Source organism: Microbacterium sp. SLBN-111 (assembly GCF_049739645.1).
GTDB lineage: Bacteria > Actinomycetota > Actinomycetes > Actinomycetales > Microbacteriaceae > Microbacterium.
In genome coordinates this window covers 222052-246670 of the sequence record NZ_JBMGQH010000001.1, presented here as the reverse complement: position 1 = coordinate 246670, position 24619 = coordinate 222052, and the positions used below count along the sequence as shown (strand labels likewise).

General features: G+C 71.3%; 19 protein-coding genes and 1 pseudogene. 13 read left to right on the top strand and 7 right to left on the bottom strand.

Going from position 1 to position 24619, the window contains the following annotated elements; genetic code table 11:
* Window positions 1-98 precede the first annotated feature (98 nt).
* Window positions 99-347, bottom strand: coding sequence for a WhiB family transcriptional regulator (locus tag RKD05_RS01205; RefSeq protein WP_013583608.1), 249 nt, complete (start codon window positions 345-347; stop codon window positions 99-101).
* 217 nt (window positions 348-564) lie between these two features.
* Here RKD05_RS01205 and RKD05_RS01200 point away from each other — a divergent pair, with 217 nt between their 5' ends.
* On the top strand, window positions 565-945 hold the full coding sequence (locus RKD05_RS01200) for a histidine kinase (RefSeq protein ID WP_424707516.1): 381 nt from the start codon (window positions 565-567) through the stop codon (window positions 943-945).
* A gap of 135 nt (window positions 946-1080) precedes the next feature.
* Here the strand turns inward: RKD05_RS01200 and bcp are convergent, their stop codons facing one another.
* From bcp to aroA, 3 genes are read right to left on the bottom strand one after another with little or no spacing between them, the layout of a single operon-like run.
* Window positions 1081-1554 (bottom strand): thioredoxin-dependent thiol peroxidase, encoded by a 474-nt coding sequence (bcp, locus tag RKD05_RS01195; RefSeq protein ID WP_424707514.1) that lies wholly within the window; start codon window positions 1552-1554, stop codon window positions 1081-1083.
* Window positions 1551-2615, bottom strand: coding sequence for a ribosome small subunit-dependent GTPase A (gene rsgA / locus RKD05_RS01190; RefSeq protein ID WP_063258109.1), 1065 nt, complete (start codon window positions 2613-2615; stop codon window positions 1551-1553). Before rsgA ends, bcp begins: the two co-directional genes overlap by 4 nt.
* A 3-nt stretch (window positions 2616-2618) precedes the next feature.
* Window positions 2619-3974 carry a 3-phosphoshikimate 1-carboxyvinyltransferase gene (aroA, locus tag RKD05_RS01185; protein WP_424707513.1) on the bottom strand — a complete coding sequence of 452 codons (1356 nt, stop codon included), beginning with the start codon at window positions 3972-3974 and terminating at the stop codon, window positions 2619-2621.
* 31 nt (window positions 3975-4005) lie between these two features.
* Here aroA and RKD05_RS01180 point away from each other — a divergent pair, with 31 nt between their 5' ends.
* The 5 genes from RKD05_RS01180 to RKD05_RS01160 are packed head-to-tail and all read left to right on the top strand — an operon-like array spanning window position 4006 to window position 10134.
* Entirely contained in the window at window positions 4006-4692 is a 687-nt protein-coding gene (locus RKD05_RS01180) for a sigma-70 family RNA polymerase sigma factor (protein ID WP_026095822.1), read from the top strand.
* Window positions 4689-4931, top strand: coding sequence for a zf-HC2 domain-containing protein (locus tag RKD05_RS01175; protein WP_022878930.1), 243 nt, complete (start codon window positions 4689-4691; stop codon window positions 4929-4931). Before RKD05_RS01180 ends, RKD05_RS01175 begins: the two co-directional genes overlap by 4 nt.
* A gap of 47 nt (window positions 4932-4978) precedes the next feature.
* The gene (locus tag RKD05_RS01170; protein ID WP_424707512.1) at window positions 4979-6277 is read left to right on the top strand and encodes a GNAT family N-acetyltransferase; all 1299 of its coding nucleotides are present in this window, start codon (window positions 4979-4981) and stop codon (window positions 6275-6277) included.
* A gap of 36 nt (window positions 6278-6313) precedes the next feature.
* Window positions 6314-8836 (top strand): bifunctional lysylphosphatidylglycerol flippase/synthetase MprF, encoded by a 2523-nt coding sequence (locus tag RKD05_RS01165; RefSeq protein WP_424707511.1) that lies wholly within the window; start codon window positions 6314-6316, stop codon window positions 8834-8836.
* Window positions 8833-10134 (top strand): alpha/beta hydrolase, encoded by a 1302-nt coding sequence (locus RKD05_RS01160; RefSeq protein WP_424707510.1) that lies wholly within the window; start codon window positions 8833-8835, stop codon window positions 10132-10134. Before RKD05_RS01165 ends, RKD05_RS01160 begins: the two co-directional genes overlap by 4 nt.
* A gap of 203 nt (window positions 10135-10337) precedes the next feature.
* Here the strand turns inward: RKD05_RS01160 and RKD05_RS01155 are convergent, their stop codons facing one another.
* Complete coding sequence (locus tag RKD05_RS01155) at window positions 10338-14030, bottom strand: multifunctional oxoglutarate decarboxylase/oxoglutarate dehydrogenase thiamine pyrophosphate-binding subunit/dihydrolipoyllysine-residue succinyltransferase subunit (RefSeq protein ID WP_424707509.1); 3693 nt, start codon at window positions 14028-14030, stop codon at window positions 10338-10340.
* 138 nt (window positions 14031-14168) lie between these two features.
* Here RKD05_RS01155 and RKD05_RS01150 point away from each other — a divergent pair, with 138 nt between their 5' ends.
* Window positions 14169-15623 (top strand): GuaB1 family IMP dehydrogenase-related protein, encoded by a 1455-nt coding sequence (locus tag RKD05_RS01150; protein WP_424707508.1) that lies wholly within the window; start codon window positions 14169-14171, stop codon window positions 15621-15623.
* Here the strand turns inward: RKD05_RS01150 and RKD05_RS01145 are convergent.
* Window positions 15613-16587: a glycoside hydrolase family 76 protein gene (locus tag RKD05_RS01145; RefSeq protein WP_424707506.1), complete on the bottom strand. Its 975-nt coding sequence runs from the start codon at window positions 16585-16587 to the stop codon at window positions 15613-15615. The genes RKD05_RS01150 and RKD05_RS01145 overlap by 11 nt on opposite strands.
* A 150-nt stretch (window positions 16588-16737) precedes the next feature.
* Here RKD05_RS01145 and RKD05_RS01140 point away from each other — a divergent pair.
* Window positions 16738-18082, top strand: a pseudogene (locus RKD05_RS01140) (hemolysin family protein).
* A complete protein-coding gene (locus RKD05_RS01135; RefSeq protein WP_424707504.1) occupies window positions 18079-19140 on the top strand; it encodes a hemolysin family protein in 1062 nt (353 codons plus the stop codon). Before RKD05_RS01140 ends, RKD05_RS01135 begins: the two are co-directional and overlap by 4 nt.
* 111 nt (window positions 19141-19251) lie before the next feature.
* Here the strand turns inward: RKD05_RS01135 and RKD05_RS01130 are convergent, their stop codons facing one another.
* A complete protein-coding gene (locus RKD05_RS01130) occupies window positions 19252-20310 on the bottom strand; it encodes an NADH:flavin oxidoreductase/NADH oxidase (protein WP_424707502.1) in 1059 nt (352 codons plus the stop codon).
* Window positions 20311-20339: 29 nt separating this feature from the next.
* On the opposite strand from RKD05_RS01130, the gene RKD05_RS01125 reads away from it, so the two are divergent.
* The 4 genes from RKD05_RS01125 to RKD05_RS01110 all read left to right on the top strand — a co-directional run bounded on the left by RKD05_RS01125 (window position 20340) and on the right by RKD05_RS01110 (window position 24408).
* The gene (locus RKD05_RS01125) at window positions 20340-21191 is read left to right on the top strand and encodes an ADP-dependent NAD(P)H-hydrate dehydratase (protein ID WP_424707501.1); all 852 of its coding nucleotides are present in this window, start codon (window positions 20340-20342) and stop codon (window positions 21189-21191) included.
* Between the two features lie 114 nt (window positions 21192-21305).
* On the top strand, window positions 21306-22610 hold the full coding sequence (locus tag RKD05_RS01120; protein WP_424707500.1) for a hypothetical protein: 1305 nt from the start codon (window positions 21306-21308) through the stop codon (window positions 22608-22610).
* Window positions 22611-22619: 9 nt separating this feature from the next.
* A complete protein-coding gene (locus tag RKD05_RS01115) occupies window positions 22620-22943 on the top strand; it encodes a thiamine-binding protein (protein WP_424707498.1) in 324 nt (107 codons plus the stop codon).
* Between the two features lie 184 nt (window positions 22944-23127).
* Window positions 23128-24408, top strand: a complete 1281-nt coding sequence (locus tag RKD05_RS01110) for an MFS transporter (protein ID WP_424707497.1) — start codon at window positions 23128-23130, stop codon at window positions 24406-24408.
* Window positions 24409-24619 lie beyond the last annotated feature (211 nt).

Genomic DNA, 24619 nt, shown 5'->3' with positions numbered 1-24619 from the left:
GCGGATCACTGAGCCGGCGCGCATCACGGACCAGCGCGAGCGGGCCCGGAAACGAAGAAGCCCACCCCCGGAGGGGTGGGCTTCTCGGCGACGTGGGGTCAGGAGGCGCGGCGGGCGCGCGCGGCGCGGCGCTTGAGCGCGCGGCGCTCGTCCTCGGAGAGGCCGCCCCACACGCCCGAGTCCTGGCCGGACTCGAGGGCGTACTGCAGGCAGACCTCGGTGACGGTGCAGCGCGCGCAGACCGACTTGGCCTTCTCGATCTGGTCGACCGCGGGGCCGGTGTTGCCGACGGGGAAGAACAGTTCGGGGTCGACGGTCAGGCAGGCTGCTTTGTCGCGCCAATCCATAGGGGTGCTCCTTGTTGCGGAAAAATTTCTGATGGCGGGCACCGGGGTTCGGGTCCGGTACCCTGGTGGGATACGCGAGCGATTGCTCGCCCCACGTCGCTGTGGGAGCACACGGCTTTTTCAATGCTCCCACAGCGCTTCCGGCCGATCAAGAGGTAACCGGCAGGTTTCCAGGTTGCAACGCTGGGGAAACACTCGTCGGGAAGGATCGCGGGTCATGCCGGTTCGTCTTCTGGCCGCGCTCGTCCTCGGGCTCGAAGCGATCGGCGTGCTGGCGCTCGCCGGCTGGCAGGTCGTGGCCCTCATCGGGGGCGACACCGACTCGGTGGTCAGTTCGCTCGCGCTCATCGTGCTCACCGTCATCGGCGCCGCGGCGATCGGGGCCTTCGCCGTTGCGACCGCGCGCGACGTCTCGACCGGTCGATCGGGCGGCATCGTGACGCAGCTGCTGATCCTGTCGGTCGCGATCGGCGCGCTGACGGGGGAGTGGGCCTCGCCCGGTGTGGCCCTGCTCATCGCGGTGCCCGCGCTCATCGGCCTCGCGCTGCTGATCCTCGCCGTGCGGGCGGCCGCGCCGCGCCGCCGCGACGACGCCTGACGAGCGGCCGCGCCGGGTCTTGGCATCCATTCGCGAGATCGCCGATTCGGGGCGCGTTCCTCGTTCCGGGGCGCGAAACCCGCGCCCCAGAGCGACGGATGCGCCCCGAACCCGACGGCGGCGGCGAGACCCGGCTCAGGCGGTGGCGAGACCCAGCGTCTTGCGCAGGCGCGCGACGTGGCCGGCGGCCTTGACGTTGTACTGCGCCTCGACGATGCGGCCCTCTTCGTCGATCACGAAGGTCGAGCGCAGCACGCCGGTGATCGTCTTGCCGTAGTTCTGCTTCTCGCCCCACGCGCCGTACGCCTCGTGCACGGCGTGGTCGGGGTCGCTCAGCAGCGGGAACGTCAGGCCGTCGCTGTCGCGGAACGCGCGCAGCTTCTCGGGGGTGTCGCGCGAGACGCCGAGGACGGTGTACCCGGCGCCCTGCAGCGAGGAGAGGCTGTCGCGGAAGTCGCACGCCTGCGTCGTGCAGCCGGGCGTCTGCGCCGCGGGGTAGAAGTACACGATCACGCGGCGACCGCGGAAGTCGCTGAGCGAGACGGGGTGCTCGTCCTGGTCGAGCAGGGTGAAATCGGGAGCGGCCTGGCCGGCTTCGAGGGTCGTCACCCCTCCAGCCTAGAACGCTCGATGGACCGGAACGTCGTGAGAAGTCGTTGCAGCGAATCGAGGCGGGCCGCCGCCCCCGGGCCGAGGCGACCGGATGCCACGGCCTCGACGATCGCGCAGTCCGGGGCGTCCGGGAGGTGGGTGCAGCCGCGCGGGCACTCCTCGGCGACCTCGGCGAGGTCGGTGAACGCGGCCAGGACGTTGGCGGGGTCGACGTGCCCGAGACCGAAGGACCGGACGCCGGGGGTGTCGATGACCCACCCGGATCCGGCCGGACCGCGGTAGCGCAGCGAGACCGCCGACGACGAGGTGTGACGACCGCGGCCGGTGACCTCGTTGACGTGACCCGTGGCGCGCTCGGAACCCGTCAGCGCGTTCACGAGCGTCGACTTCCCGACGCCGGAGTGCCCGACGAAGACGGTCGAGTGCCCCGCGAGGGCCTCGCCGATCCGTTCGAGCGGCATGTCCTCCCGCCCGCTCGTGAACACGCGCAGATCGACGCCCTCGAAGTGCGAGAGGAACTCGCTCGGATCCGACAGATCGGTCTTGGTCACGACGAGCATCGGACGGATGCCGGCATCCAGCGCCGCGACGAGATAGCGGTCGACGAGGCGTTCGCGCGGTTCGGGGTCGGCGGCGGCCACGACGATGAGCATCTGGTCGGCGTTGGCGACGATGACGCGCTCGACCTGATCGGTGTCGTCGGCGCTGCGCCGCAGGAGCGACGTCCGCTCCTCGATGCCGACGATGCGGCCGAGCGTGCCCTCGGCGCCGGAGAGATCGCCGACCACGCGCGCCCGGTCGCCGTTGACGATCGGCTGCTTGCGCAGTTCCCGCGCGCGGGTCGCGAGGACGCGCCGCTCGTCGGGCCCGTCCTCGTCGACGAGGACCGTGTACCGGCCGCGGTCGACGCCCAGCACCCGTGCGATCTGCGCGTCGGCGTGGGCCGGGCGGCGCTTGGTGCGCGGGCGGTTCGCCTTCGGGTTCGGGCGGACCCGGACCGACGACTCGTCGAATTCGAGGTCGTCGTCGTCATCGGCTGCGTCGTCGAGCCAGCTCACGCGTCAGTCCGAGGCATCCGTGCCCAGCATCGTCTGCCAAAGGGCCGCGAACTGCGGCAGGGTCTTCGCGGTCGTGCCGATGTCGTCGATCACGATGCCGGGGACGCGCAGGCCGATGAGCGCGCCCGTCGTGGCCATGCGGTGGTCGTGGTGCGCTTTCCACTCGCCGCCGTGCAGCGGGGCGGGGACGATCCGGATGCCGTCCTCGAGCTCGTGCGCCTCGCCCCCGATCCCGCGGAGGTTCCCGACGAGAGCGGCGATGCGGTCGGTCTCATGTCCGCGGATGTGCCCGATGCCGTGCAGCGTCGTCGGGCCGTCGGCGAAGGCGGCCAGGCCGAAGATCGTCGGGGCGAGTTCGCCGGCGGCCGACAGGTCGAGTTCGGCACCCTGGATGCCATCGCCCGCCGTCACCGTCAGCGTGCCGCCGCGACGGTGCACGTGCGCACCCATCTCGCCGAGGATCTCGGGGAGCAGTGCTCCGGGCTGCGTGCTATGCGCGGGCCAGCCGGTGACCGACACGGATCCTCCCGTGACCATCGCCGCGGCGAGGAACGGAGCGGCGTTGGACAGGTCGGGCTCGATCGCGACGTCCTTCGCGCGGATCGGACCGGCCGGCACGATCCACTCGCCGACCGCGGGACGCTCGACGTGGACGCCGCGGTGCGCGAGGGCCTCGACCGTCATGTCGATGTGCGGAACGCTCGGGAGTCGCGAACCGACGTGGCGCAGGTGCAGTCCGACGTCGAAGCGGGGAGCGCTGAGGAGGAGCCCCGAGACGAACTGGCTCGACTGACTCGCATCGATCTCGACCTCGCCACCGCGCACGTGCCCGTGGCCGAGGACCGTGAAGGGGAGCGTCCACCCGCCGCCCGCGTCGATGTCGACGCCGACATCTCGCAGGGCCGACACCATGGCGCCCATCGGGCGGTGCAGCGCGCTCTCGTGGGCCGTGACGTACACGTCGCCGCGCGCGAGACCGGCGACCGGGGTGACGAAACGCATCACGGTGCCGGCCTGACCGCAGTCGACGGTCGTGCCGCCCGTGAAGCTCGACGGCGGGGTCACGCGGAGGTCGGGGCCGAACGGGGATCCCTCGTCGATCTCCTCGATCTCGACGCCGAGCGTGCGGAGCGCGTCGATCATGCGCGCCGAGTCGTCGGAGTGGAGCGGCGCGTGCAGCACGCCCGGTCCGTCGGCCAGCGCGGCCAGGACGAGTTCCCGGTTGGTCAGCGACTTCGACCCGGGCACCGTGACCGTGGCATCCACTCCGCCGTCGGCGACGGGCGCACGCCACTCACCGCGCCCCTCGGTACGGTGCGCGGCGGTCGGGGAAAGGGGGGAATACCCGTGGTCGCTCATCGGTTTCTACCCTACTGAAAGGGGATGACACGTGACCGCACTTCTCGAACGTCCGGCTCTGGGTTCAGCCCTGAGGTGGGCCGAAGATACGCCCGACGTAGACTTGCCGTCGATGGACGACAAGGCACCCACGGGCCCGCTCGAAGCGGAGCCCCGCGCACAGTTCGAAGAGCAGGCACTGCCCTTCATGGATCAGCTGTACGCGGCGGCGATGCGCATGACCCGGAACCCGGCCGACGCGGCCGACCTCGTGCAGGAGACCTTCGTGAAGGCCTTCGGCTCCTGGTCGAGCTTCACGCAGGGCACCAACCTCAAGGCGTGGCTCTACCGCATCCTGACGAACACGTACATCAACACGTACCGCAAGAAGCAGCGCGAGCCGTATCAGAGCGCCATCGACGATCTCGAGGACTGGCAGCTCGGCGGCGCCGAGTCGACCACGGCCACGAGTGCCCGTTCGGCCGAGGCCGAAGCGATCGACCACATGCCGGCGTCCATCGTGAAGGACGCGCTGCAGTCGATCCCCGAAGATTTCCGGCTGGCGGTGTACCTCGCCGACGTCGAGGGCTTCGCCTACCAGGAGATCGCCGACATCATGAAGACCCCGATCGGCACGGTCATGAGCCGCCTGCACCGCGGCAGGCGGTTGCTGCGTGACCTGCTGTCGGATTACGCGAAGGAGCGCGGCATCCAGGCCGCGACGGGAGTGAAGAAATGAGCGACTGCGGCTGCGACAAGGCGCGACGTGACCTGGAGGAGTACCTCCGCAACGAGGTCTGCAAGACGGAGCACAACGACATCCGCGAGCACCTCGAGAAGTGCCCCGAGTGCCAGAACGAAGCTCTCGTGGCGCGGACCCTGACCGAGGTGGTGGCCCGCGCGTGCAAGGAGACGGCTCCCGACGAGCTGCGCGATCAGGTGTTGGCGCGGCTGCGGTCGCTGCAGGCCGCACACTGACGTCGCAATCCCTCCGCGCGGGGGCGGGCGGTCCGTAGGCTGGGGTGATGGCTTCCGCGCAGAACACGACGCCCCCTCTCGACGCCGAATCGACCGCGGCGCTCGCCGCCACCGGCCTCGAGTACGCCCTCGTCGACGTCGAGGGCGAGGCCTTTCCCGCCTTCCTCTCCTCGGTCGCCCGCGGCTTCCTCGGTGAGGAGCCGACGAAGGAGCAGGTCGAGAACTCCCGGGACGGGTTGCGCGGCCGTCGCCTCGTCGGTGTCTACGACCGGGCGGGCGACCAGCCGGAGGCTCCCGTGGCCACGGTCGACTCGTGGGTGAGCGAGCTGACGGTGTCGCCCGGTCGGACGATCCCGCTGTGGTCGATCAGCGCCGTCACGGTCGCGCCGACGCATCGCCGCCGCGGCATCGCCACGGCGATGCTCACCGGCGAACTGCGGGCCGCAGCCGCCGCCGGCTTCGCGCTGGCCGGGCTCACCGTGACGGAAGCCACGATCTACGGGCGGTGGGGATTCTCGCCGGCAGCCTGGGCATCGAACGTCACCGTCGACACCCGCCGGGTGCGCTGGACGGGGCCGGTGGCGCCCGGCCGTCTCGATTTCGTCGCGCGTGAGAGCCTGACCGCGCGCCTGGCCGCCGTGCACGAACGCATTCGCGTGCAGCGCCCCGGCGCGGTGCCGGGCTGGGACAACCGGTGGCGCGGGATCGCGGGACTGACGCCCGAAGCACCGGATGCCAAGAAGGTCCGGGCCGTGACCTACACCGATACCTCCGGGGTCGAGCGCGGCATCCTCGTCTACACGATCGCCGAGCGCGAGGAGTACACCGAGCACGAGCTGCAGGTCCGCGCGCTCTTCGCCGACGGAGACGAGGCGCTGGCCGCGCTGTGGCGCTTCGCGCTCGAGCACGACCTCGTCGGCAAGGTGACGGCCGAGCTCCAGCCCGCGGTGCCGCCCGTGCAGTGGATGGTGTCCGACCGGCGCGCGGTCACGGCGACCCTCACCGACCATCACTGGCTGCGCATCCTCGACGTGCCCGGAGCGCTGGCATCCCGTGCCTATTCCGGTCCGCTCGACCTCGTCGTCGGCGTCGAGGACGCCCTGGGCTTCGCCGATGGAGCGTGGCGCGTCCGCATCGGCGCCGACGGAGAGGCCTCGGCCGAGCGCACGGACGTCGCGCCGGACGTGTGGATGCCGGTCGGCTCGCTGGCATCCCTGCTGCTCGGGGGCGTGCGGGCCACCGAACTCGCCACCGCCGGTCTCGTACGCGGTACGGGGGAGGATCTCGCCGCGATCGACGCCGCGTTCGCCCCCGCCGCGACGCCGCTCCTCGACATCTGGTACTGAGAATCGCCCATAGAGTCCCCGAGTAACATCCCTCCGATGTCCGACGCCCCTGCTCCTTCCGCCGTTCCGCGGCGCGGTCGGCGTACCCGGGAGCGGTCGGGCGCTTTCCTCCGGGCGGCGGGGCGGTACGTGCGGACCCACCCGGTGTCCTTCGCCTTCGTGGTGATCATCCTCACGTCGGCCGCGCTGACGGAGTCGCTCTGGGGCGAGGACGCGTCCGTCTGGGGCGCCGGCCCCCTCGCGACGTTCGCCGCGGGGCGGTGGTGGACTCTTCTCACCGCCCTCGTGATCCCGGACTCGACCATCGACGCGGTGGTGTCGGCGGCATTGGCCGTCACGGTGCTCGCCTATGCCGAGAGGCTGCTGGGATCGCGGCGTACCGCGGTCCTCCTGGCCGTGCTCGGGCTCGCGGGTCTCCTCACCGGGATCGGGCTGCACGCGGCCGCGTGGGCGGTGACCGACCTGCGTCCGGTGATCGCCGCCGAGGTGCCGGTCCTCGACCCGACGACGCCCATCGCGGGTGTCGTGATGGCCGCGTCGGCCTTCGCGTCGACCCTCTGGCGGCGCCGCGTCCGCCTCGTCGGGTTCGCGACGCTCGCCCTCTTCGCTCTGTACGCCGGCGACGCGGACTCCTGGTACCGCCTCAGCGCCGCGCTCATCGGTCTCGTCGTGGGCGAGATCCTCGCGCGCGGGCGGGAGAGACGCGCGTGGCATCGCAGCTCCACCCGCGAGACGCGGACGCTGCTCGCGCTCGTCGTCGCGGTCGTGGGAAGCGGCCCGCTGGTCGCGCTCATCAGCGGCGGCGGTCGCGGCCCGCTGTCACTGGTCGTGGATGCCTACACCCAGTACGACGACGAACTGCTGTCGCGGTGCGGCCGGATGTCCTCGTCGGTGTGCGACGAGCAGGTGGCGCTGCTGATGACCCGCGGGCTCGGTCCGGCGCTGCTGGCCGTCATCCCTCTCGTGCTCATGCTCGTCGCGGCGTGGGGGCTGCGACTCGGGCGCCGAGCGGCGCTGATCCTCGCGGTGCTCACGCTCGTGGCATCCGCGGTCATCCCCGTCATCTCGCTGATCGACGGGCGTCTGCGCATCGACCCGTGGGTCGACGGCAGCGGTGCGGAGTACGTGCTGTGGGCGCTCGCCACGGTCGTGATCCCGCTGGTCCTGGCGATCGTCCTCCTCCTGCAGCGGCGCAAGTTCCCGGTGCTCGCGACGCGCGGCGCGGCACGCACCGTCGCCGTCGTCATCGGCGTCGCCTTCGTCGCCTGCGCGTCCACGTTCTTCGCTATCGAGGAGCTCGGGCGCCGGTCCTTCGACCGCGACCCGTCCGTCCTCGACCTCGTCCTCCTGACGCTGCGGCGCTTCCTCCCGCCCGCGTACACGAACCCCGCCGGGGCCGCGACGTTCCCGCACCACGGGCCGGCGCTCTTCGCGTACCAGTGGGTCGGCGTGCTGTTCTGGGTCATCGTCATCGCCGCCGTCCTCTGGTTGTTCCGTCGGATCCAGCGTCCCGATCCCGGCGACACGCGGCTCTACCGCGAACTGCTGCAGCGGGGCAGCGACACCCTGGGGTTCCTGGGGACGTGGACCGGCAACCTGCACTGGTACTCCGACGACCTCGAATGCGCCGTGGCGTACCGGCTCGTGGGCGACGTGGCCCTCGCCGTGGCGGACCCGCTCGTGCCGGAAGGTCGTCGGCCCGAGACCCTGCAGACGTTCTCCGATTTCTGCGTCGAGCGCGGCTGGACGCCCGCCTTCTACAGCGTCCACGAGGACACGGCCGCCGACCTCGATGCCCTCGGCTGGCGGAACGTGCCCGTCGGGGTGGAGACGGTGATGGATCTGCCCGGACTGACCTTCGCGGGGAAGGCGTGGCAGAAGGTGCGTCAACCGCTCACGCGTGCGGAGCGGGAGGGGTACACGGCCGTCTGGACGCGCTGGCACGACCTCACCGTCTCGCAGGCGTCGCAGGTGATCGCGATCGACGAGGAATGGGTCGCCGACCGGGCTCTTCCGGAGATGGGCTTCACCCTCGGCTCGCTGGACGAGCTGCGCGACCGCGATGTCCGCCTGCTCTTGGCGGTCGGACCCGAGGGACGCATCGAGGCGGTCACGAGTTGGATGCCGAGCTGGACCGACGGTGCCATCACGGGATGGACGCTCGACTTCATGCGGCGTCGGACCGACGGCCCCAACGGCATGATGGAGTTCCTCATCGCCAAGGCCGCGCTGCAGTTGCAGGAGGAGGGCGTCGGGGTGCTCAGTCTCTCCGGCGCGCCCCTGGCCGAGTCGCCGGAGGCGCTCAGCGATGCCGATCCGGCGCCCCTCCGTGCTCTCCTGCGGTGGCTCGCGGAGGTGCTGGAGCCCGCGTACGGCTTCGCGTCCCTCTTCCGTTTCAAGGGCAAGTTCCGTCCGCGCTACCGCGAGCTGACCCTGGCCTACCGCGATCCGCTGGACCTGCCGGCCATCGGCGCGGCGGTGGGCCGCGCGTACCTGCCGGACGCCTCACGCCGGGAGATCGTGGCGCTCGCGCGGAGCGCCTGGGGAGGGCGCCGGTGACCCGGTTCCTCCTGTCGTTCGAGCTGATCGACTCGCCTCTGCTCATCGTCACCGCCGTGATCGCCGCGCTCGGCGTGCTGGCCGTCCTGCTGTGGCCGCCCCGCCGCCTCACGGGCACGCTGCTCATCGCCGTGACCGCGGCACTCCTCACGTACATCGTGGTGCGTGCGCTCGAGGGCCGGGGCGTCTTCCAGGGTGCGCTCCCCGCATTCGCCGCCGTCTGGGCCGCCGGAGGCGTCGCCGCGGTGGCGGTGGGCGTCGTCGGGGTGTGCCTGCGGCCGTGGGGACGAAGGATCGTCGGTGTCGTCACGGTGCTCGCCGCGCTGTTCGCGGCGGCGCTCGGCGTGAACGCCTCGTATGGCGTGACGCACAACCTCGCCGCCATCCTGGGCGTGCAAGCGCTCGATCCCGCCAGCCTCCCGCAGCGGGACGCCGCGGCGAACGATCCGGCGACGCTCTATCGCACCTGGGCGCCCCCGGCCAGCATGCCCGCGAAGGGATCGGTGAGCGCCCTCACGGGCAGCACCAAGATCCCGACGGGCCAGTATTCCGCGCGCGACGCGTCGCTGTACCTTCCGCCCGCAGCGCAGGTGCCGAACCCCCCGGCGCTGCCGCTGCTCGTGTTCATGATGGGACAGCCCGGCTCGCCGGATCCCACCGCCCTGGCCAAGGCGCTCGATGCGTTCGCGGCAAACCATCAGGGCCTCGCCCCGATCGCGATCGTGGTCGACCAGCTCACGGCCCCCGACCGCGACCCCGCGTGCGTCGACTCGGCGAAGTATGGCGCCGTCGCGACCTACATCAACCAGCTGGTGCCCCAGTGGGCCGAGAAGAACCTCAACATCGTCACGGATCACCGGTACTGGACGATCGGTGGCTTCTCGAACGGCGGTTCGTGTGCCGCCGTGTACGGCGCGAAGTACCCCGGGACGTGGGGCAATCTGCTCGATGTGATGGGGAACGAGTTCCCCGGATCGGAGCACGTCGAGCACACGGTTGCGGAGGTGTACGGCGGCAACGCGGGCGCCTTCCAGGCGAACAAGCCGTCGGTGATCATGGCCGCGGCCCCCGCGGACAGCTATGCCGGCCACACCGCCGTCTTCACCTGGGGCAGCCTCGACACCACGTACGGTCCGGGGCAGCTCGCGAATTCCCAGGCGGCCCAGGCTGCGGGATTCAGCGTCCTCACCCACATCGTCGAGGGAGCCGGGCACACCGGCGAGGCGCTCGACGGGAGTCTCGCGTACGCGATACCGGCCCTGGCGCCCACGCTCGGCCTCGCAGCCCCGGCATCCTGAATCCGGGGTCACGCCGCTGCGGCATCCCGGATCCGGAGCGACGGTCCCGCCGCAGCGGCATCCTGAATCCGGAAGGACGGCCGCGGCGCGGCATCCGGGGATGACGCCCCCGTCGCGGCATCCGGGAATGGCGCATCGACGCGGGCACGGAGAACGACGAAGGGGCCCGGTCATCTCGACCGAGCCCCTCCGTCATTCCGGGGTCAGAGCGAGAGCGCGGCCTTCATGATGGCGGCGTGCTCGTTCGCGTGCACCTTCGGCGATCCGGTGGCCGTCGAGGCGGCGGCTGCGCGGGAGATCACGCGGATGCCGCGCCCACCGAGCTGATCGGCGACCTCGAGCGCGATGAACGGCCAGGCGCCCTGGTTCTCGGGCTCGTCCTGAACCCACACGAGCTCGGCGTTCGGGTAGGTCTCGAGCACCCGATTCAGCTCTTCGACCGGAGCCGGGTAGTACTGCTCGAGGCGCACGAGCGCGATCTCGGGGTTGGGGTTCTTGTCGAGCTCGGCGCGCAGGTCCCAGTGGATCTTGCCGGCGTGCAGGAGCACGCGCTTGACGGCGCCGCGGTCGATGCCGCGGTCGTCGTCCAACACCGGCTCGAAGCGTCCCTCGAGGAAATCCTCGACCGGGCTCGTCGCGCCGCGCAGACGCAGCATGGCCTTCGGCGTGAACACGATGAGCGGGCGACGGGGGCGCTGGTACGCCTGGCGGCGCAGCAGGTGGAAGTACGACGCCGGGGTCGACGGGCGGGCGACGATCATGTTGTCCTGCGCGCACATCTGCAGGTAGCGCTCGATGCGGGCGGACGAGTGGTCGGGACCCTGACCCTCGTAGCCGTGGGGGAGCAGCAGCACGACGCTCGACTGCTGCGCCCACTTCTGATCGGCCGACGAGATGAACTCGTCGATGACCGACTGGGCGCCGTTGGCGAAGTCGCCGAACTGGGCCTCCCACAGCACGAGGGCGTCCGCGCGCTCGACCGAGTAGCCGTACTCGAACGCCATCGCGGCGTATTCGCTCAGCAGGGAGTCGTACACCCAGAAGCGGCCCTGGTTCTCGCTGAGGTTCGCCAGCGGCAGCCATTCCTGACCGTTGTTGCGGTCGTGGAGCACCGCGTGGCGCTGCACGAAGGTGCCGCGACGCGAGTCCTGACCGGCGAGACGCACGGGCGTGCCCTCCATCAGCACCGAACCGAAGGCGAGCAGCTCGCCGAAGGCCCAGTCGATCCCGCCGTTGCGGCTCATGTCGAGACGCTTCTCGAGCAACTGCTGGAGCTTGTTGTGCACCGTGAAGCCGTCCGGCTTGTTCACGAACGCGTCGCCGATGTGGTGCACGACCTCGCGCGACACACCCGTGGTCTCGGGCGCCCCGACGACGACGTCGTCCGCCGCGTCGGTCGAGACGACCGGGGTGGCCCCGGTCTCGGCCGCGTGGGTGTCGGCGAAGGCGACTTCCAGACGGTTCTGGAAATCCTGCTTGGCCTGCTCGTACTCGTCCTCGGTGATGTCACCGCGTCCGACGAGCGATTCCGTGTACAGACGGCGCACCGAGCGCTTCGCCTCGATGAGGTTCGTCATCAGCGGCTGCGTCATCGAGGGGTCGTCGCCCTCGTTGTGACCACGGCGGCGGTAGCAGACGAGGTCGATGACGATGTCGCGGTGGAACTCCTCGCGGTAGAGGAATGCCAGGTCGGCGGCGCGCACGACGGCCTCGGGGTCGTCGCCGTTGACGTGCAGGATCGGGGCCTGGATGGTCTTGGCGACATCGGTCGCGTACACCGAGCTGCGGGCGTCGGTCGGGGTGGTCGTGAAGCCGACCTGGTTGTTGACCACGACGTGGATCGTGCCGCCTGTGCGGTACCCGCGCAGCTGGGACATCTGCAGCGTCTCGACGACGACGCCCTGGCCGGCGAAGGCCGCGTCACCGTGGACCAGGATCGGCAGCCAGGAGAAGGTGCCGATCGGCTTCCGGTCCTGCTTGGCGCGCACGATGCCCTCGAGCACACCGTCGACGGTCTCGAGGTGCGACGGGTTCGCGGCGAGGTACACGGGGAGCTCCGCGCCGGAGTCGCCCACGAACGTGCCCTCGGTGCCGAGGTGATACTTCACGTCGCCCGAACCGCGCTTGCTGCCCACGGCGACGGCGCCCTCGAATTCGCGGAACACCTGGCCGTAGGTCTTGCCGGCGATGTTGGTGAGCACGTTGAGGCGTCCGCGGTGGGCCATGCCGATCGCGGCGCCGTCGAGGCCGGCGGATGCCGCGCCCTGGAGGATCTGGTCGAGCAGCGGGATGAGCGACTCGCCGCCCTCGAGGCTGAAGCGCTTCTGGCCGACGAACTTCGTCTGCAGGAACGTCTCGAAGGCCTCGGCCTGGTTGAGCTTCGACAGGATGCGCAGCTGCTCGTCGTGGCCGGGCTTGGTGTACTTCACCTCGACGTTGCTCTGGAACCACTGACGCTGCACCGGGTCCTGGATGTGCATGTACTCGACGCCGAGCGTGCGGCAGTAGGAGTCGCGGAGCACGCCGAGGATGTCGCGGAGCTTCGCCACGCGCTTGTTGCCGAGGCCGCCGGTGACGAACTCGCGGTCGAGGTCCCAGAACGTCAGCCCGTGCGACTCGATCTCGAGGTCGGGGTGCGTGCGCTGCACGTACTCGAGCGGGTCGATGTCGGCCATGAGGTGGCCGCGGACGCGGAAGGAGTTGATGAGCTCCTGGACGCGGGCGCTCTTGTCGATGCGCTCGGACAGGTCGACGCTGATGTCGGCGGCCCAGTGGATCGGCGCGTACGGGATGCGCAGCGCCGCGAAGATGTCGTCGTAGAAACCGCGCTGCCCGATGAGGAGCTCGTGCACCTTCTTCAGGAATTCGCCCGAGCCGGCGCCCTGGATCACGCGGTGGTCGTAGGTGCTGGTGAGGGTGATCGTCTTGCCGATCGCCAGCTCGTTCAGCGTCCGCTCGCTCGCGCCCTGGAACTCGGCGGGGTACTCGAGCGCGCCCGCGCCGATGATCGCGCCCTGGCCGCGCATGAGGCGGGGGACCGAGTGGACGGTGCCGATGCCGCCCGGGTTCGTCAGCGAGATGGTCGTGCCCTGGAAGTCGCCGGGCGTGAGCTTGTTCGAGCGCGCGCGACGGACGAGGTCTTCGTAGGAGGCGAGGAACTCGCCGAACGTCAGCGTGTCGGCACGCTTGATGCTGGGCACCAGCAGCGCCCGTGTGCCGTCGGGCTTGGGCATGTCGATGGCGATGCCGAGGTTGATGTGCGCCGGAGCCACGACCGAGGGCTTGCCGTCGATCTCGGCGTAGTAGACGTTCTGGCTCGGGAACTCCTTGAGCGCCTGGATGAGCGCCCACCCGATGAGGTGCGTGAAGCTGACCTTGCCGCCGCGCGTCCGCGACATGTGGTTGTTGATGACGATGCGGTTGTCGATCATCAGCTTGGCCGGGATCGTCCGGACGCTGGTCGCGGTGGGGACCGTGAGCGAGTCGTCCATGTTGCTCGCGAGAGCCTTCGGCATCCCCTTGAGGACGGTGACGCGGTCTTCCTCGGTGCTCTCCGCATTCGCCGACGGCGCGGCGTTGGGGGCCTGCGCGGGGATCGGCTGCGGCTTTGCCGGCTTGGCCGTGGTGCGCGCCACGGGAGCCTGACCGACCACCGGGATGGGTGCGGTCACGGGCTTCGGTTCGGCCGGCGCCGCCGTGGGCGGGGACGGGGGCGATGCGGAGGCGTCGCCGGCTCCGTCGACGACCGGATGGTACGCCTCCAGAATCGGCCACCAGGCCTTGTCCACGGAGTGCTTGTCGACTTTGAACTGTTCGTAGAGCTCGTCCACGAGCCACTCGTTCGCGCCGAACTCGCCCTCGCTCGAAGTACCGACGCCCGTCACCTGGCTCGACACAGTCGATCGCCTGCTTTCCTCGATGAAGATTCGTGTGGATGCACGCAGTGATCCTCGTTGCGCACTCTCTCCAGCCTAGCCGAGTATTCCCGCCCCTTCCCGGGTCGCGGCATCGATGGATGTGATGAGGTGGATGCCATGGAGTTCTCCGGTGCACAGCCCGACGTCGACCTGACCTATTCGGATGTTTTCCTGGTCCCGCGTCATTCCGAGGTGGGCAGCCGCTTGAGCGTCGACCTCGCGCCGGGCGACGGGAGCGGCGCGACCCTTCCGCTGGTGTCCGCCAACATGAACTCGGTCACGGGGCCCCGTCTCGCGGCGACCCTGGCGCGTCGCGGCGGCCTCGGCGTGCTGCCGCAGGATCTGGCGCTGCCGCGGTTGGTCGAGGCGGTGGAGTGGGTCAAGGCGCAGCCCGTGGCGTGGGACGCCGCCCTCGTGTTCCCGCCGTCGGCCACGGTCGCCGAAGCCCGCCGCGTGCTCCCCGCCGTGCCCGGGCGGGGGATCGTGGTGGCCGATCAGCGCGAGGACGGCACGATCCCGCTCGACGGCTACCGCGGCATCGTCCCGGCTCCGCGCCTGGCCACCGCGCTCCCGGACGCGACCCTCGGCGACATCGCCCGCACCGACGCCTCGCCGGTCGAGGTCGAGCGGATCGGCGACCCCCACGAGGTGTTCGAGCTGGTCGGTTCGGCGGACATCGTCCCCGTCGTCGATGGCGACCGCATCGTCGGGACGCTCTCGGCGCGGAGCGCACTGCGCGACTCGGTGTACCGCCCCGCCGTCGACGCCGACGGGCGGCTCATCGTGGCAGCCGCCGTGGGGATCAACGGCGACGTGGCCGGAAAGGCGCGCGCGCTCGCTGCGGCCGGCGTCGACGTACTCGTGGTCGACACCGCGCACGGCCACCAGGAGCAGATGCTGCGGGCGCTGCGCGAGGTCGCGGCGCTGGACCTCGGCATCCCGATCGCCGCGGGCAACATCGTCACCGCGGACGGCGTGCGCGATCTCACGGACGCGGGCGCCTCGATTCTCAAGGTCGGCGTCGGTCCCGGCGCGATGTGCACCACGCGCATGATGACCGCCGTCGGGCGCCCGCAGTTCTCCGCCGTGCTCGAGACGGCCGAGGCCGCCCGCGCGGTCGGAGCCCACGTGTGGGCCGACGGCGGCGTCCGCTATCCGCGCGACGTCGCGCTCGCGCTCGCCGCGGGCGCCGCGTCCGTGATGATCGGGTCGTGGTTCGCCGGCACGATCGAGTCGCCGGGGCTGCTGCGCACCGACGAGGACGGCCGGACGTTCAAAGAGTCGTGGGGGATGGCATCCACCAAGGCCGTCCAGGGGCGTTTCCACGGACTGGATGCCTTCGAGCGGGCCCGCAAGGAGCTCTTCGCCGAGGGCATCTCGTCGTCGCGCATCTACCTCGACCCGCAGCGCCCGGGAGTCGAGGACCTGCTCGACATGATCACGTCGGGTGTGCGTTCGTCGTTCACATATGCCGGCGCCGCGACCGTGGCGGACTTCCACGAGCGGGCTCGCGTGGGACTGCAGTCGGCCGCCGGATACGAGGAGGGCAAGGCCCTGCCGGTCAGCTGGTGAGGCCCGCCGAGGCTGTGACGTCGGCCTCGAGCGTGATCCACGCGCCGAGCTGGACCGAGAGGTCGAGGTCGTCGCCCTCGCCTCGCGCCTCGCGCCGCGGGTCCGCCGGGAACCGACCGTCCCGGCGCAGCGCCCACAGCGCGTCGGCGTTGCGTCGCACGAGACGCCGGGCGCGATCGGCAGCCACCCCGTCCAGGTGCGACGCGGCGAGGCCCACGTACCGGGCGAGGATGCCGGCGAACAGTCCGCCGTCCCCGCCCCCTGCCGCGGGGAACAGGCCGTCGTCCGCCGCGCACCACCGGTCGACCGCGTCCAGCACGGCCGCGGCGCGCGGGCGGTCGCCCAGCGCGAGGGCGGCCCCGATCGCGACGCCCTGGTTGTACGTCCAGAGGTCGGGCCGGACCGTGCCGTGCTCGATGCCGTCGCGCACGAGACCGGTGTCGGGATCGTCGAGGGTCGTCGTGATCCACGCGCTCAGCTGCGCAGCCAGCGAGCGGTGACGGCTGGGGGCGAGCACCATCGCCGCCGGCCCGTTCGCGGGGGCGTTGTAGAGGACGCTGCGGGTGCGCCAGGGGAGCGCCCCGACCGCGGGATCGTAGGCGCGCGCGAGGATCCGGGCGATGCGGGCGCGCGCGTGACCGTGCGGGCGCGTCTCGGCGAGCGCGAGTCCCATCCACGCGATGTCGTCGTAGAACGGGGTGATCCAGGTGCCGGCGGTGCGCAGCGTGACGCCGCGGAGCAGGTCGCCGATCAGTCGGCGCCGGCGAGCCGACGGGCGGTGCCGCTCGGCCTCGGCCAGCGCGTGCACGAGGTGCGCGTGCCACCAGTAGTGCCACGTCCGCGCCCCGTCGCCCGCGGTGGAGGCGTGGGCCCAGGCGACCGGCCCGTACCGGTGCACGTACGCGGCGAGCACCGCGTCCTCCGCGGCGGCCGCGCGCTGCTGCGCGGGGGGAGTGGCATCCATGACTCCATCCTGAGGGGGATGAGGGGATGCCGATCTCCCGGTGCCGTCGTCACCGGGAGGCCCTAGAATCGTGGGCACGATGGACGACCCTCCCAGTTGTAGACCCGAGCCCCGACGACCCTCTCCCGCGGTGAGCGGGGGTGACGCGTGATCGATTACGTCATGTTGGGCGTGGGGCTGCTTCTCACGGTGGGCACGGGACTCTTCGTCGCGAGCGAGTTCGCGCTGGTCAATCTCGATCGCGCGGACCTGGAGGCGCGACGCGACGCGGGGGAATCCCGCCTGTCGCTCACGATCGACGCGCTGCGGATCACGTCGACCCACCTCTCCAGCGCGCAGCTGGGGATCACACTGACGACGCTCCTCACCGGTTACACGATGGAGCCGGCGATCTCGAACCTCCTGCGTCCGGTCTTCCTGTCCTGGGCGATCCCGGAAGCGGTCGTCATGCCCGTCTCCGCCGTGCTCGGCATCGGTATCGCCACCGTGCTGTCGATGATCCTCGGCGAGCTGGTGCCGAAGAACTTCGCGCTTGCCGTCCCGATCCAGGCGGCCAAGCTCGTGATGCCGTTCCAGGTCGCCTTCACCATGATCTTCCGGCCGGCCGTCGCCGTGCTCAACGGCAGCGCCAACGGCGTGCTGCGGGCGGTGGGCGTCGAACCCAAGGAGGAGCTCTCCGGCGCGCGCACGGCCGAGGAGCTCTCCAGCCTCGTCCGTCGCTCCGCGAGCGCCGGCCTGCTCGAGAAGGACACCGCGTCGCTCCTCGACCGCAGCCTCACGTTCGCCCGGCTGAGCGCGGCCGACGTCATGACCCCGCGCCCGAGCGTGCACGCGCTTGCCGCGGGGGAGCCGACGGATGCCGTCATCCAGCTCGCACGCCGCACGGGGCATAGCCGCTTCCCCGTCTATGACGAGTCGATGGACGACATCATCGGCGTCGTGCACCTCAAGGCAGCGGTCGGCGTGCCGCGCGATCGCCGCGCCGACGTCCCCGTCGCCGCGCTCGCGACCGAGCCGCTCCGCGTCCCCGAGACGGTGCACCTCGACACCCTCGTGACCGAGCTCCGCACCCGCGTGGTACCAGATGGCGATCGTCGTCGACGAGTACGGCGGTACGGCCGGCGTCGTGACGCTGGAGGACCTGGTCGAGGAGATCGTCGGCGAGGTGCTCGACGAGCACGACCGCTCGCGCGCGGGTGTCGTGCGCACCGCGGCATCCCTCACCTTCCCCGGCGACCTGCGTCCGGACGAGCTCCTCGACCGCGCCGGGGTGCGCGTGCCCGAGGGCGACGTCTACGACACCGTCGGCGGATTCCTCATGGCCGAGCTCGAGCGCATTCCGAAGGCCGGCGACACCGTCGAGATCGAGGAGGGCCTCCTGACCGTGCAGCGCATGGACGGGCGCCGCGTCGACCGCGTGCAGTTCACGCCCGCGCCCGCCGAGGAGAACGTCGACGACCTCGTGCGCGCCGCGAAGGGAGGTGACCAGCGATGAGCGACTGGGCCGGAATCGCCTGGCTGGTGGTGCTGCTCGCCGCCAACGCCTTCTTCGTCGGGTCGGAGTTCGCCGTCATCTCGGCGCGCCGATCGCAGGTCGAACCCCTCGCCGAGCGCGGCTCGCGGTCGGCCAAGACCGCGCTCTACGCGATGGAGCACGCGACGCTCATGCTCGCGACGTGTCAGCTCGGCATCACGATCTGCTCGCTGCTGATCCTGAACGTCTCCGAGCCGGCGATCCACCACCTCATCGCCGAGCCGCTGGGGCTGACCGGGCTCTCCGAGGCCGCGGTGGACGTCGCAGGCTTCATCGTCGCGCTGCTGCTGGTGTCGTACCTGCACGTCGTGTTCGGCGAGATGGTGCCGAAGAACCTCGCGTTCTCGCTGCCCGACCGTGCCGTGCTGATGCTCGCTCCGCCGCTCGTGGCGGTGTCGAAGGCGTTCTACCCGATCATCGTCGCGCTGAACTGGACCGCGAACCACATCGTTCGGCTGTTCCGCGTCGAGCCGAAGGACGAGGCGACCTCGACCTACACGCTCGACGAGGTCGCGACGATCGTGAACCAATCGCGTCGCGAGGGCGTCCTGGACGATGCGGCCGGAACGGTCACCGCGGTGGTCGAGTTCACGGAGAAGAAGGCCGCCGACATCGCGGTGCCGATGGCGGACCTCGTCACGCTCCCCGAGACGACGACGCCCGCCGAGATCGAACGGGCCGTCGCCCTGCACGGGTACTCGCGCTACGTGATCGTCGATCCGCACGGACACCCCACCGGGTACGTCCACCTCAAGGACGTCCTCCGCGTCGCCGAAGGCCCGGAGGACGAGGCCCGCATGGCGCGGCCCATCCCGGCCAAGCGCATCCACCACATGGTGTCGGTGCTCGAGACGACCGACCTCGAGGACGCGCTCGCACTCATGCGGCGCTCGGGTCGGCACCTCGCCCAGGTCCGCGACGAGAGCGGCGAGGTGCGCGCGGTGCTCTTCCTGGAGGACGTCATCGAGGAGCTCGTGGGCGAGGTTCAGGATGCCACGGCCCGCCGCCGCTACGCCTGACGGCGGGGAGCGGCATCCGGGGTCCCTCGCACAAACTCAGCGATCCGCCCATCGTCAGCGCCCCATAGCGGGTCGCGGCGGAGGACGTGCGGATCGCTGAGGTTACGCGGCTCAGTAGGCGCGCAGGTACTGGGCCGGGGCGGGGAGGTCGGCACCGAGCTCGACCGCGGCGCGGAGCGCGTAGTGCGGGTCGCGCAGCCACTCGCGGGCCGAGAACACCGCGTCGGCGCGGCCGTCGGCGACGACCGACTCCGCGAGATGCGCGTCGTCGATCATGCCGACGGCGGCCACGAGGATGCCGGTCTCGCGGCGCACCTTCTCCGCCAGCGGCACCTGGTATCCGGGGCCGGGCTGGATGCTCTGATGCGGCACGAGTCCGCCGCTGGAGATGTCCACGAGGTCGGCGCCCGCCGCGGCGACGCGCTGGGCGGCGCGGACGGTGTCGTCGATGTCCCAGCCGCCGTCCGCGGCATCCGTGCCGGAGAACCGGACGAACACCGCCGCGTCGGGCGCGGCCTCGCGCACCGCGGCGGTCACGCGCTCGAGGAGGCGCACGCGTCCGTCGAACGATCCGCCGTACTCGTCGTCGCGGTGGTTGCTGAGCGGCGAGAGGAACTGGTGCAGCAGGTACCCGTGGGCGGCGTGCACCTCGAGGACCTCGAAGCCGGCCGCGACGGCGCGACGAGCGGCATCCGCGAAATCGGTGACGATCTTCTCGATGCCCGCGGCGTCGAGCTCCCGCGGCTCGGCGAAGCCGGGGTAGGCGATCGCCGAGGGGGCCACCGTCTCCCAGCCGCCGTCTTCGGAGGGAACGGATCCGCGGCCCCCGGTCAGCGGCGACGTCGTCGACGCCTTGCGCCCCGCGTGCCCGAGCTGGACGCCCGCGACCGCACCGCGCGCACGGATCGCGGCGACGATCGGCGTCCAGGCCTCGACCTGCGCGTCGTTCCAGAGCCCGACGTCGTCGGGGGAGATGCGGCCCTCGGGCGAGACCGCGGTGGCCTCGGCGATCACGAGCCCTGCACCGCCGGCGGCGAACTGCGCGAGGTGGACGTGGTGCCAGTCGTTCGGGATGCCGTCGACCGCGCTGTACTGGCACATCGGCGAGACCCACAGGCGGTTGCGCGTCTCGATACCGCGGATGGTCAGGGGAGTGAAGAGGGTGCTCACGTCGGCCTCTCTCGTTCTAGGGTGACGCCATGACGGCGAGGGACTGGACCGGGCACGATGCGGCCCGCACACTTCGAAGGCCAACGGACGCCGACGACAAGTATTCCCGCGGCGTCGTCGGACTCCGCACGGGCTCCACGCGGTACCCGGGGGCCGCGGTGCTCGGCGTCGAAGCCGCCTGGCGCACCGGCACCGGCATGGTGCGGTACATCGGTCCCTCGCGGGCGCAGGACCTCGTCCTGCAGCGGCGGCCGGAGACCGTGACCGCGGACGGCCGGGTGCAGGCGTGGGTGATCGGATCGGGCACGGATGCCACCGAGCGCGATGCCGAGGAGACGGCGGCGCTGCGCGGCATCCTGTCCGGAGTCGTGCCGGTGGTGACGGATGCCGGTGCGCTCGACCTCGCGCCCGGGGCCTCGGCGCCGGTCGTCGTGACACCGCACGCGCGGGAGTTGGCCCGGCTGCGTGAGGCGCTCGGTCTCGACCCCGAGGCGGCCGAGGGCGACGACGCGCGGGAACGGGCGGCCGCGGAGACGGCGGACGCCCTGCGCGGGGTCGTGCTGTCGAAGGGGGCCGTGACGATCGTGGCCGCGCCGGGCGGGTGGGCGCGGCGCATCGCGACGGGGACGCCGTGGCTCGCGACCGCGGGCACGGGCGACGTGCTCGGCGGCGTGCTCGGGGCCGTGGCGGCGGGGGCGAGCGCCGCGGGGCGCACCTCGCTCGACGATCTCGCGGCGTGCGCGGCGACCGCCGCGTGGCTGCACGGCACGGCGGGAACCGTCGCGGCCGCGGGCCGGGGCGCGGCCGGCGGGCCGATCACGGCGCTCGACGTCGCGGAGGCGCTGCCCCGGGTGATCGCGGGCCTGCTCGTCGCCCCCTGACGGACTCGATCCCATAACGGTTGCCCGCCGCCAGGCCCGGGACGCCGCGTCCGCGGGCGGTCGACGGCGTCCGCTCGTCCGGGTCGTTCAGGGACGCCCGCTTAGGATGATCCGGTGGTGAGGCGTGTCGTCGTTCTGTTGCTGGCGTTCGTCGCCGTCCACGTCACGGTGGGGATTCTGGGCTTCCAACAGCCCAACGAGCCCATGGGCGACGTGTATCTGGTGTACGAACCGTGGTCGCGCTGCGCCCTCTTCGGCGGTGTCGACGTCACGTCGTGCACGCGGTCGATCGGGTGGGAATGGCCCGGCATCACCGAGAAGTGGATCTACCCGCAGCTCGCGTTCCTGCCGATGACGTTCGCGTGGGTGTTCGCCTGGGCGACCGGCTACACGCAAGCCTGGGCGATCACCGTGTCGCTCGCGAACCTCGTGGCCTTCGTCGTCCTCGTCGGCTCGGGGCGTTCGCGCGGCCGCGTCATCGCCGCGGTGTTCTGGCTCGCCGCGATCCTGCTCATCGGCCCCGTCGGCCTCTACCGCATCGACGGGATCACGGTTCCGTTCGCGATCCTCGGCAGCATCTGGCTGGTGCGGCGGCCGTTCGTGGCATCCGTCCTCCTCTCCATCGCGATCTGGATGAAGGTGTGGCCCGCGGCGATCCTGGCCGCCGGGTTCGTCGCCATCCGCCGGCGCCTCGCGCTGGTGTGGGGAGCGGTCGCGGTGTCGCTCGCGACGATCATCCCCGTCGTGGCCCTCGGCGGCGCGCCGTACGTCTTCGGGTTCGTGGGGGATCAGACCTCGCGCGGCATCCAGATGGAGGCCCCGGTCGGCGGGCTGTACATGTTCCTGGCGTCGTTCTACGTCCCCGGATCGCAGGTCTACTACGACGGCACCGTCCTGACCTTCCAGGTCTCGGGCCCCTTCTCCGACATCGTCATCGCGGCGATGACGCCGATCATGCTGCTCGTGATGCTCGCCGTCCTCGTCGTGGGGGCGCGGAAGATGTGGCTCGGCGCGACGTTCCTGAGCGTCTTCCCGCCGCTCGCCCTGGCCCTCGTCACGGCGTTCATCGCCCTGAACAAGGTGGGCTCGCCGCAGTACTACGTGTGGCTCTTCCCGCCGGTGGTGCTGGGCCTGATGCTCGACCGCCGTCGGTGGTACGGATTCGCGGCGCTCACCCTCGCGATCGCCGGGGTGACGCAGTGGGTCTACCCGCTCGTGTACGACGGGCTCATGGCGACCAACCCGGCGCCGTTCCCCGTGTTCCTGCTCGAGCTGCGGAACCTCCTCGGCGTCGTGCTGATGGTGTGGGCCATCGTCCGCGTCGTGCGCGTCCGCACCGGCCGCGTCGCGCGCCCCAAGGATCTGCGCGAGTGGGTCATCGGGCGCCGCTCGGTTCCCGCGCGGGTCTCCGCGACCTAGGCTCGGACCATGCTCATCGCGTTCTCTGTCGCCCCGTCCGGAGTCGGTGCCGTCTCGTCGGAGAACCCCGACGGATCCGTGCACGATGCCGTCGCCGCCGCGGTGTCGGTCGTGCGCGCGTCGGGGTTGCCCCACCGCACGACCTCGATGTTCACCGAGATCGAGGGGGAGTGGGACGAGGTGTTCGACGTCGTGAAGCGCGCGACGGACGCCGTGCTGCCCTACGGCTCCCGCGTCTCGCTCGTGCTGAAGGCCGACATCCGCCCCGGCCGCACCGGCGAGATCGACGGGAAGATCGAGCGCCTCGAGCGCGCGATCGACGACGCGTCCTGAGGGCCGGCGCCGCGTCGGCCCGCTGCGCCGCGTTCCGGCATCCCGCATAAACGCCGGTTCTCGGCAGAAACGCTCGGTCCGGGCGTTTCTGCCGGGCGATCGCGTTTATGCCGATGAAGACCGGATGCCAACGGCGCTCCGAATCGATTCGACACAGGTGGCCGCGGGCCGCTAGCATCGCGGAGTGACCTCTTCGACGACCTCGAAGGGCGCGGCGACGCGGGCGCTCCTTTCTCTCGCCATCGGCAGCTTCGGTATCGGCATGACGGAGTTCGTCGTGATGGGCCTTCTGCCCAACATCGCGCGCGACCTCCTCCCTTCCGCCTGGGCCGCCTCGCCCGACGACGCCATCGCGCAGGCGGGCTGGCTCGTGTCGCTGTACGCGCTCGGCGTGGTCGTCGGTGCGCCGACGATCGCGGGGTCGGTGGCCCGGTTCCCGCGGCACCGCGTGATGATCGTGCTCGCCGCCGCCCTCGCCTTCTTCACCCTGCTGACCGTCATCGCCCCGACGTTCGAGCTGGTCGCGGCATCCCGGTTCCTCGCGGGGCTCCCGCACGGCGCCTACTTCGGCATCGGCGCGCTCGTCGCGGCCGACGCCCTCGGCCCCGGCAATCGCGCCAAGGGCGTCGCGTTCGTGCTCACCGGTCTCACGATCGCCAACGTCGTCGGTGTGCCCCTGGGCACGCTGCTCGGTCAGCAGGTCGGGTGGCGCGCGGCGTTCGCCGTCGTGGCCGGCATCTTCCTGCTCGCGACGCTCAGCATCGCCCTCTTCGTGCCCGCCCATCCCGGGATGCCAGGACGCCGACTCCGCGACGAACTCCGGGTGTTCCGCCTCGGCCAGGTGTGGTTCGCGCTGGGCATCGGCGCCATCGGGTTCGGCGGCTTCTTCGCGATGTACAGCTACATCGCGCCCATGATCACCGAGGTCGCGGGGCAGCCGGAATGGGTCGTGTCGTTGGTCCTCGTGATCGTCGGGCTCGGGATGACCGTGGGGAACGTCGTCGGCGGCAGCCTGGCCGACAAAGACCTGCGGTTCTGGCTGCGCGTGGGGCTCATCTCGCTCGCCGTGGCATCCATCGGTCTGGCGCTCACGGCCGAGTGGATCGTCAGCCTCGTCGCCTTCGCGTTCCTCGTGGCATTCTGCGGAGCGGCGCTGAGCCCGGCCATCCAGACCCGGCTCATGGACGTCGCGGAAGACAACCAGTCGATCGCGGCGGCACTCAACCACTCCTCGCTCAACATCGGCAACAGTCTCGGTGCGTTCCTCGGCGGCCTCGTCATCGCCGCCGGCTTCGGCCTCGTCGCCCCCGCGTGGGTGGGTGCGGCGCTGGCGCTCGCGGGCCTCGTGGTCGCGCTCGTCTCGTACCGCGTGGAGGACCGCAGCGGTCGTCACCCTGGACACCGGATGCCGGCGGCCGAGGCCGCGACCACGGCGATCACCGGCTCGATTCCGACGCAGGGTTGACCCCGGCGCGCGGCCCCTCCCGACGGGGCCGGTCGGCGTCGTGCAGGATCGGTCCGCTGCGTCGGACGTGAGCGCACGGCATCCACGTGCGACCCGCGGAGCGGGCGTCTGTCCCTCTTTGCGCTGGGCGCGCACCGCGAGCGCGACGAGAGTGAACGCACGGTCGCGGTCACCCGGGGCCGTTCAGTTCCCGCGTCGGCGGGGCCCGCCC

Coding starts and splice junctions, on each gene's coding strand:
- RKD05_RS01175 (WP_022878930.1), top strand. CDS start 4,689: ATGAGCGACTGCGGCTGCGACAAGGCGCGACGTGACCTGGAGGAGTAC.
- RKD05_RS01150 (WP_424707508.1), top strand. CDS start 14,169: ATGGAGTTCTCCGGTGCACAGCCCGACGTCGACCTGACCTATTCGGAT.
- RKD05_RS01115 (WP_424707498.1), top strand. CDS start 22,620: ATGCTCATCGCGTTCTCTGTCGCCCCGTCCGGAGTCGGTGCCGTCTCG.
- RKD05_RS01165 (WP_424707511.1), top strand. CDS start 6,314: ATGTCCGACGCCCCTGCTCCTTCCGCCGTTCCGCGGCGCGGTCGGCGT.
- RKD05_RS01205 (WP_013583608.1), bottom strand. CDS start 347: ATGGATTGGCGCGACAAAGCAGCCTGCCTGACCGTCGACCCCGAACTG.
- RKD05_RS01125 (WP_424707501.1), top strand. CDS start 20,340: ATGACGGCGAGGGACTGGACCGGGCACGATGCGGCCCGCACACTTCGA.
- RKD05_RS01135 (WP_424707504.1), top strand. CDS start 18,079: ATGAGCGACTGGGCCGGAATCGCCTGGCTGGTGGTGCTGCTCGCCGCC.
- RKD05_RS01145 (WP_424707506.1), bottom strand. CDS start 16,587: ATGGATGCCACTCCCCCCGCGCAGCAGCGCGCGGCCGCCGCGGAGGAC.
- RKD05_RS01170 (WP_424707512.1), top strand. CDS start 4,979: ATGGCTTCCGCGCAGAACACGACGCCCCCTCTCGACGCCGAATCGACC.
- aroA (WP_424707513.1), bottom strand. CDS start 3,974: ATGAGCGACCACGGGTATTCCCCCCTTTCCCCGACCGCCGCGCACCGT.
- RKD05_RS01200 (WP_424707516.1), top strand. CDS start 565: ATGCCGGTTCGTCTTCTGGCCGCGCTCGTCCTCGGGCTCGAAGCGATC.